This is a genomic window from Parafrankia soli, assembly GCF_001854695.1.
GTDB lineage: Bacteria > Actinomycetota > Actinomycetes > Frankiales > Frankiaceae > Parafrankia > Parafrankia soli.
Genome location: NZ_MAXA01000042.1, coordinates 1 through 8,628 on the forward strand (window position 1 = coordinate 1; position 8,628 = coordinate 8,628).

5 protein-coding genes and 1 pseudogene are annotated in these 8,628 nt (G+C 73.1%); 4 read left to right on the forward strand and 2 right to left on the reverse strand.

The window, feature by feature from the left end; genetic code table 11:
* Both BBK14_RS05555 and BBK14_RS05560 read left to right on the forward strand, forming a co-directional pair.
* Positions 1-1,364, forward strand: a 1,364-nt coding sequence (locus BBK14_RS05555) for a GGDEF domain-containing protein (protein ID WP_071060116.1), incomplete at its 5' end; no start/stop codon positions are given.
* Between the two features lie 81 nt (positions 1,365-1,445).
* Entirely contained in the window at positions 1,446-1,631 is a 186-nt protein-coding gene (locus tag BBK14_RS05560) for a hypothetical protein (protein WP_071060113.1), read from the forward strand.
* A 63-nt stretch (positions 1,632-1,694) separates the two neighbouring features.
* On the opposite strand, the pseudogene BBK14_RS05565 reads toward BBK14_RS05560, so the two are convergent.
* Positions 1,695-2,557, reverse strand: a pseudogene (locus BBK14_RS05565) (SAM-dependent methyltransferase).
* A 266-nt stretch (positions 2,558-2,823) separates the two neighbouring features.
* Here BBK14_RS05565 and BBK14_RS05570 point away from each other — a divergent pair.
* Together BBK14_RS05570 and BBK14_RS38735 are read left to right on the forward strand one after the other, a co-directional pair.
* Entirely contained in the window at positions 2,824-7,365 is a 4,542-nt protein-coding gene (locus BBK14_RS05570; RefSeq protein WP_071060114.1) for a cation-translocating P-type ATPase, read from the forward strand.
* 101 nt (positions 7,366-7,466) lie between these two features.
* Positions 7,467-7,892: a hypothetical protein gene (locus BBK14_RS38735; protein ID WP_198541182.1), complete on the forward strand. Its 426-nt coding sequence runs from the start codon at positions 7,467-7,469 to the stop codon at positions 7,890-7,892.
* 31 nt (positions 7,893-7,923) lie between these two features.
* Here BBK14_RS38735 and BBK14_RS05580 read toward each other — a convergent pair whose 3' ends face one another.
* Positions 7,924-8,334, reverse strand: coding sequence for an arsenate reductase ArsC (locus BBK14_RS05580; RefSeq protein WP_071060115.1), 411 nt, complete (start codon positions 8,332-8,334; stop codon positions 7,924-7,926).
* Between the last annotated feature and the right edge of the window lie 294 nt (positions 8,335-8,628).

Genomic DNA, 8,628 nt, shown 5'->3' on the forward strand with positions numbered 1-8,628 from the left:
TGCTGGCCGGAGACCTGCCCCACAGGCAAGGCATGTCCCCTGGGTATGCCGTCTTCCTCTCCCTCTACGGGGTGGCCCTGGCCGGGCTGCTGTCCSTGCCCACCGACCCGGTGGACRGCCGGGGCGGGAGTGCTGGCAGGCGATGGTACGGCGCCCACCGCTGGYATGCGATCACCCTGCTGGACTGCCTGCTGATCGCCGGCTCGCTCGTCCTGCTGCAGTGGGGGACGGTGCTCGCCCCGCTCGTCCAGAGCGGCCCCGGTCTCAGGCCGTTCCGGTTCGCTTTGACCCATCAGGGTGCCGGTCTGATCCTCGCCACCGCGGTCGTGCTGATCGCCAGCTTCCGYCGSCCSCGCGCCCCSGCGACGCTGGCACTGCTGGGCACSGGCCTGCTGGCCTACGGACTCACCACCAACATCATSSCCTACGTCGCCGCGGAGTACGGGTTCCACCTGCCGCCCTGGGGCCTGATCGGGTTCGCTCTCGCCTTCCTGCTGGTCTTYCTCGCCGCGTTCGTCCCGGTCCCGACCCCCRCGCCCCCCGAGGGCCCCGCTCCGCCCAGCCCGCGGGYGATGTGGGCCCACGCCGCGTTGCCCTACGCCGCGCTCACCGCCGCGGGCCTGCTGATCCTGGGCAAGCTGACCACCGGTGCCCGCCTCGACCGGTTCGAGACCTACGGCATGATCACACTGCTGGTRCTCGCCCTGCTCCGGCAGATGGTCACCCTCGCCGAGAACACCCGGCTACTCGCCGAGATCCGGGAACGCGAACGGCAACTGCACCACCAGGCGTTCCACGACCCGCTGACCGGCCTGGCGAACCGGRCRCTGTTCACCCGCCGGCTGCAACGAGCCCTCACCCARGGCACCGACAGCGACACCACCCACACCCCCGCCGTCACCTCCGGCGAGGACACGGTGTCCGTCCTGTTCCTCGACCTTGACGGCTTCAAAAAGGTGAACGACACCTTCGGCCACGCCGCCGGCGACGAACTCCTCCAGATCAGCGCCAACCGGCTACGCGCGGAAACCCGCGCGGTCGACACCGTCGCCCGCCTCGGCGGCGACGAGTTCGGCGTCATCCTCGACGGCGGCGGCCCCGACGACCCCCGCCGCATCGGCGAACGGCTCGCCACCGCCGTCCAGGCCCCCTGCCTGCTGGCGGGGCGGCCCTACACCCCCCGCGCCAGCCTCGGCCTGGTCACCCTCGACAGCACCAGCACCAGCACCAGCACCCGACCCGCCACCCCCGACATCCTGATCCACCAGGCCGACCTGGCCATGTACACCGCCAAACGCGCACAAACCGGCGGACTCGTCATCTACCAACCCGACCCGTCCACCCCCACGACCACCACCAACTGACCCATCACCAACCGCCACGACCGATCCACCGGTAGTCAGACGCTCCCCTCGTGGAACGCGTCACCCCCACGCGCCCCGGAAGTGTCGTTCTTCCCCTGGCGCAACGGCGACCTGGGCGAGCAGCAGACCCTGGTCGGCGGGTTCCAGACTGCGGACGGCTCTCGGTGGGGCCGTCCGGTGGCCGCGGTCGCGGGACCGGACAGGGCCGTCTACATCACCGACGACCAGGCCGACGCCGTGTACCGGCTGGCTCCCCCGGCGCGCTGAACCAGCCGCAGCGTCATCTACCAGACCTGGCCGAAATGGGTCTCGTCGCTGGCCAGACAGCCCTTAGGGGACGCGGGCGATGGCGCCGTAGACGTTGACGCGGCTGTCGGCCAGTTCCTCAGGGACGTCCTTCTCGGCGTGCCAGCGGTGGACCGGCACGACACCTGGCTCGACGAGGTCGAGGCCGGTGAGGAAGCCCTCGACCTCGGCCCGGGAGCGTGGGGTCAGCGCGATCCCGCGTGCCTGGTAGACGGCCGAGACCCGCTCCGCCTCCTCCGGCGCGAAGTCCCCGGTGGCGTGGGTGAGCGCCACGTAGCTGCCTGGCGGGAGGATCTCCGTGTAGCGGCGGACCAGGCCGTACGGGTCGTCCGACTCAGGGATGAAGTGCGGCACGGCGATCAGGGAGAGCACGAGCGGCCGGTCGAGGTCGAGAGTCTCGGCCAGCTCAGGCGAGGCGAGGATCTTCTCCGGCTCGCGCAGGTCGGCGTCGAGGTAGGCGGTGCGGCCCTGCTGGGTACCGGTCAGCAGGTGCGGGCGTGCGCGAGGACGATCGGATCGTTGTCGGCGTAGACGATCCGGGCGTCCGCGGCGGCCTCCTGCGCGACCTCGTGCAGGTTCGGCGAGGTCGGGATGCCGGTGCCGATGTCGAGGAACTGCCRCAGCCCCAGCTCCCTGACGAGTTTCCGGGTCGCGCGGTGCAGGAACGCCCGGTTCTCACGCGCCCCGGTCCGCATGTCCGGGAAGATGGCCAGCGTCCGCTCGGCGGCCTCCCGGTCAGCCGGGAAGTTGTCCTTGCCGCCCAGGAAATAGTCGTACACCCGAGCCGAGTGCGGAACATCGATCTTCAGATCGGCCGGGGTGAGCTGTTCTGTCACAGGCGTGAACCACGGCCTCGCACCGGACGCTCCGGCATCGGCATCGGTCACCGTGCACAACCCCCCACGTTCCGGCGCAACCATCTGGAATCACCCTAACGGGCAGCCGGCCACCTTCCCCGCAAGACCACGGCAGACAGCGTGCGGCTCGCCGGGAGGCGTCGGGCTGTGAGGTGTCGGGCTGTGAGGTGTCGGGCTGCACCCTTGGCGGTGACACGTGGTTAGCATCCACCCGGATTCGGGTAGCGGAATCTCAAGGGGATGCCCTCGCGGAACGGAGGGCTGACGTGGCATCGGCCTGACGAGGGGGTCCGCGGATGCGCCTTCCGGGCAGTCGATCGGTATGGCATCTGCCGGCCGCCGTCCTCCACACCCTCACCCCACCCCTGTTCGACCGGTTCGAACCGCGCACGGAACCCGGCCGGCGCGACCGCGTCGCCGGCCGAATGACGAGCTTCGAGGTACGCGGAGCCTCCGGGCCGGAGGGCGAGACCCGCTGCCGGGCGCTGGAAGAGGCGCTCGGGCGTCACCCGGGGGTCGCCTGGGCTCGGGTGAACGCGCCACTGAAGCGCGTCCTGATCGGCCTGGTCGATTCCGCGCCCACCGCGGACGAGCTGGCCACCGCCGTGAGGCAGGTGGAGGGGGTGACGGCCGAGCCGAGCGTTGACCTGCTGCCCGGCGGCTTCACCGGACCGGTCCGCCGGTCGGGGATGGCCCTGGCCGCCGACGCGGCGGCGCTGGCACTGGCGTCGGTGGGCCGGCTCAGCCGGTGGGCGTCGCTCCCCGCCGAGCTCGCCTCGCTGGTCACGCTCGTCGACACCCAGCCCCGGCTGCGCTGTCAGCTGGAACGGGTCCTTGGCCAGGACAATGCCGACCTCGCCCTCGCGGTGGCCAACGCGGCCGCCCTCGGCCTGACACAGGGATATGTCAGCCTCGGTACCGACGTCGCCTACCGACTCCTGGCCCTCGACGCGGCACGCGCCCGCCGGGATGCGTTCGCGGCCGTGGCGGACGAACTGCTGGGCCGCCCCGAATGGGCCGGGGCGCGACCGGTGGTCGTCGAACGGCCGCGACCGCTGCCGGCCGGCCCGATCGAGCACTATGCGGATGTCGCCGTGCTCGGCGGGCTGGCGGCCGGTGCGGCCGCGGCCGGCCTCACCCGCGCCCCGCGCCGGGCGGCTGCTCTCGCCCTCACTGCGCTGCCCCGCTCGACCCGGCTCGGCCGCGAGGGATTCGCCCTCCAGCTGACCCGCGTGCTCGCCCGACGCGGCGCGCAGGTGATGTCCCCGGCCGCACTGCGGTTGCTCGACCGCGTCGACACCGTCGTCGTCGATCACGACGTCCTGGTCAGCGGCCAGCACACCATCGGTGACATCGTGTCGTTGCCTGGCGCCGACCCGAGCGAGGTGGCCGTCCGCTCCCACGCGCTGTTTCGTCCCGCCGACACCACTGCCCGCGTGAGCCGGGACGGCTGGACGCTCGGCCCGGTGGAACGGTTGGCCATCCGGGGCCGCACCGGGGTGCGGGAGCGGCGCCGGCTGGCCGCGGCAGGGGCGGTGACCGTGCTCGGCCTCGCGCATGGCACCAGGTTGATGGCGCTCGTCGGGCTGGTGCCCGAGCGTGTGGAGGCCAGCGAGCAGTTCCTGGCCGCCTGCCGCCGTTCCGGCTGCGCCGTGTTCGTGGCCGGCGGCCCGGAGGGTGAGCCGAGCGGGCGGACCCCCTGGGACGGGTGGGCCGGGTTCCAGCATGCCCCGGGGGGCACCCGGCTGGTGGCGACCGTCCGTGGTTTGCAGGCGGAGCGCGGCGGTGTACTCGTCGTGTCCCGGCAGCGGGCAGCGGTCGGCTGCGCGGACTGCGGGGTGGGCGTAGCCGGGCCGGACGGATCGCCGGCGTGGGGGGCTCATGTGCTGGTCGGCAACGACCTCCTCGCCGCGGGCCTCGTGGTCGAGGCTGCCGGTGTGGCGTCCCGGGTCAGCCGGCACGCGGTGCGCCTGGCGGAGCTGGGCACGGGGACCGCCGCCCTGGTCGCACTGACCGGGGCCGGCGAGGCGCTGGCGGCCCGCGCCCAGCTCATGGTGACGGTTGCGGCCGCGGCCGCTCTGGGGGAAGGCGCCTGGGCGGCGCGTGAGCTGGGCCGCAGGCCGGTGCCCCCGACGATCCCGCATATCCCATGGCATGTGCTGCCGCCCGAGGCATGCCTGGACCGGCTCGGCAGCACCCGGCGAGGACTCTCCGCCGGCCAGGTCGCCCAGCGGCAGGTCGGCGAGACGTCCGTGTCCGTGAACGCCCCCGGCCTGGCCCGGGCGTTCGCCGCGGAACTGGCAAACCCGCTCACCCCGGTCCTGCTCGGCGGCGCCGCGCTGTCCGCCTCCACCGGATCGGTCCTCGACTCCGGGCTCGTCGTCAGCGTCGCGGTCGGCTCCGCGCTCATCGGGGCGGTGCAGCGGCTGCGCGCCGACCGGGCGCTGGCTCGTCTCTTCGCCGTCTCGGCCATCCCAGCTCTGGTGCGGCGGGACGGTGCGGACGTGGAGCTGACCGCGGACGATCTGGTGGCCGGGGATGTGCTCACGCTGGGGCCGGGCGACGTCGTCCCCGCCGACTGCCGCCTGCTGTCCACCGAGGCACTCGAGGTGGACGAGTCGTCGCTGACCGGCGAATCGCTCCCGGTGGCGAAGTCGCCGAAGCCGGTCGCCGCCCGGGACCTGGCGGAGCGGACCTGCATGGTCTTCCAGGGCACGACCGTGGCCGCCGGGCGCGCCACCGCCCTGGTGGTGGCTACCGGCACCGCCACCGAGGCGGGGCGGGGCCTGGCCGCGGCCGCCGAGCCGGCGAGACCGGTGGGTGTGCAGGCCCGGCTCGCGGCGATCACGGACCTCACCATCCCGGTCGCACTCGGCGCGGCCGGGACGTTGCTGCTGTCCGGGCTGGTACGCGGCCTCCCGATCCGGAACACGCTGAGTGCCGGAGTGGCGCTGGCCGTCGCGGCGGTCCCCGAGGGGCTGCCCTTCCTCGCCACGGCCGCCCAGCTCTCCTCCGCCCGACGGTTGGCCGGGCGGGGCGCGCTCGTACGCAACCCACGCACCATCGAGACGCTCGGCCGGGTGGACGTGCTGTGCTTCGACAAGACCGGGACCCTCACCAAGGGAAAGATCCGGCTGACCGCGGTGTCGGACGGCTCCCGTTCCTGTCCGCTGGCGGACCTCGACGAGACCGGGCGTCAGTTGGTGGCCGTCGGCCTGCGCGCCACCCCGGACGACCAGCATCGCAAGCTGCCGCACCCGACCGACCGGGCGGTCGTGAAGGGCGCCGCCGCCGCGGGCGTGGGCCGGGCACCCGACGGGCGGGAATGGTCGCCGTTGACCGCCCTGCCGTTCGACCCGAGCCGCAGCTACCACGCCTGCCTGGGCCAGCTTGGCGCCGCCACGTTGCTCAGCGTCAAGGGAGCACCCGAGGTGGTGCTGCCCCGCTGCACCCATCGCCGGACCAGCCGCCGCACCCAGCCGCTCGACGTCCGTGGCCAGGCACGTCTGGCTCGGGAACACCACCGCCTCGCCGCCGCGGGCTACCGGGTGCTTGCCGTCGCCGAGCGCCGCGTGGCGGCCACGGGCCCCGCGGCGCGCCGGCAGCTGGCCGACGACGACGTCGCGGGCCTTGCGTTCCTCGGGTTCCTCGCGCTGTCCGACCCGGTCCGGGACACCGCGACCCCGTCCCTCGACCAGCTGCGCGCCGCGGGCGTGCAGATCATAATGATCACCGGCGACCATCCGAGCACCGCGCGGACGATCGCCGCGGAGCTCGGGGTGCTTGACGGCGATGCGCAGGTGGTGACCGGCGCGGAACTCGATGCCATGGCCGACGCGGAACTCGACGCCATGCTGCCGCTGGTGGCCGTCGTCGCCCGCGGCACACCGGCGCACAAGGTCCGGGTGATCGAGACCTTCCAGCGGCTGGGCAGGACCGTCGCGATGACAGGTGACGGTGACAACGACGCGCCCGCCATCCGGCTCGCGGACGTGGGCATCGCGCTGGGTAAACGGGGGACCCCGGCGGCGCGGGCCGCGGCCGATGTGATCATCACGGAGAACCGGCTGGACGCTATCCTCGCCGTGCTCGTCGAGGGCCGGTCGATGTGGGCCTCGGTCCGCAAGGCGCTGGGCATCTTCGTCGGCGGCAACCTCGGCGAGATCGCCTTCACCCTTCTCGGCTCGCTGGCCACAGGACGCTCACCGCTGTCCGCCCGGCAGTTGCTGCTCGTCAATCTGCTCACCGACCTCGCCCCCGGACTGGCGGTGGCGCTGCGCCCACCGGATCCGGAGGCGACCGGCCGGCTCCTGGGCGAGGGGCCTGAACGGTCCCTGGGCAGTCCCCTCAACGCAGAGATCGCGGTGAGGGCGACCGCGACGACCCTGGCCGCCGCGGGTGCCTGGATCGCCGCCCGCCTCACCGGGCGGCGCCGGCGCGCCGACACGGTCGGGCTCGCGGCGCTCGTCGGCTCCCAGCTCGGCCAGACCCTGCTCGTTGGCGGGCGCAGTCGCATGGTGATCCTCAGCAGCCTGGTCTCGGCGGTCGTCCTGGCCGCCGTCGTGCAGGTGCCCGGGTTGAGCCACTTCTTCGGCTGCACCCCACTCGGCGCGGCCGGATGGACGATCGCCGTCGCCGCGTCCGCTGCCGCGACGCTGCTCTCGTTCCTGCTACAGCGGCGTACCGAACGCCTGCTACAGCGGCGTACCGAACGGCCCGTCCCGRCTCGCGCCGACTTGACCCAGATCCTCCACAGCCTCGCCCGCATTCCCCGAGCGGCGGTCCGGACAAGCACGGCCGGCCCCGTCCCGGCACCGGCCGGTCGCGGAGCAGGATGACGCCGAGCGGGACATTGAGGGGAGCGGTCGATTTTGCCGAGCTCCCACCCGGGGGATGCTATTGCCGTCGTCCGAGGTGAGGAGGAACCATGATGAGCGGGATGAGTAGTCCGTCGCGGGCCCGCACGAGCGGCAGGCGGACGGCGAGCGGCAGGCGGACGCAGGACCAGGACGGCCAGCGGGCCGCACAGTCACCGGTCGAGCAGATGGGGGCGGACGCGAAGGAGCGGCACGAGACCCACTCGGCGATGCTGCGGCTGCCGTTCCTCAATGCGCGGTTCGAGATCCCCCACCCGTCGGGGGAACCGATGCACCTGGGCCCGATGACACTGCCATCGCCGGGGAAGACCGCCTACTACGCGGGGCTGGGGCTGCTGGCCGTCACCGAAGTGATCGAATGGCCGGTCGTCGCCGCGATCGCGGCCGGTACCTATGTCGCCCAGCACACCGGCACCCCCCGGGGCGACCAGCTCCGGGCCGAGCAGGCGCGCCACGGTCAGCGCGAGCCGGCGACCGTGTCGTCCTGACGCGGTCGCCGGGCTGACCGGGCACTCGGCGTCAGGTACCGGCGGGCAGGAGTTCGCCGATCAGCTTCTCGATGCGGGCACGGATGTCGTCGCGGATCGGGCGGACCGCGTCGATGCCCTGCCCGGCGGGGTCGTCGAGTTTCCAGTCCTCGTAGCGTTTGCCGGGGAAGAAGGGGCACGCGTCGCCGCAGCCCATGGTGATGACCACGTCGGAGGCTTGGACGGCCTCGACGGTGAGGATCTTCGGGGTTTCGGCGGTGATGTCGATACCGACCTCGCTCATCGCGGCGACGGCGGTCGGGTTGATCTGCTCGGCGGGCATGGAGCCGGCGGAACGGACCTCGATCTTCCCGGCGGCGAGGTGGGTGAGCCAGCCGGCGGCCATCTGGGAACGGCCGGCATTGTGCACACAGACGAACAGCACCGAGGGCTTCTCGGACACGGACAGGTCCTTTCATTACCAGGTGAGCCTGCGCGGCCGGGTCGGGCCGCGGCGTGAGGGTCAGCGGGGGGCGGGCAGGGTGAGGTCGGGGAGCATGCTGGCGATCAGCCCGCGGACCCGGTGGTCGATGTCGAAATCAGTCATGAGACACCTCCAGGAAGACGTGGCTGGGCGGCGCCGTTCGCCGCGGCGGCGGTGTCGGTGTGTGGGAGCAGGACCTGGGCGGCCTGTGCCGGGGTGGTCGGGGTCGGTGGGTAGAACAGCCGCGCCAGCCCGTACCCTGCGAGCCCTCCG

Excerpts from the sequence above, each read along its gene's own strand:
- BBK14_RS38735 (WP_198541182.1), top strand. The coding sequence starts at position 7,467 with ATGAGTAGTCCGTCGCGGGCCCGCACGAGCGGCAGGCGGACGGCGAGC.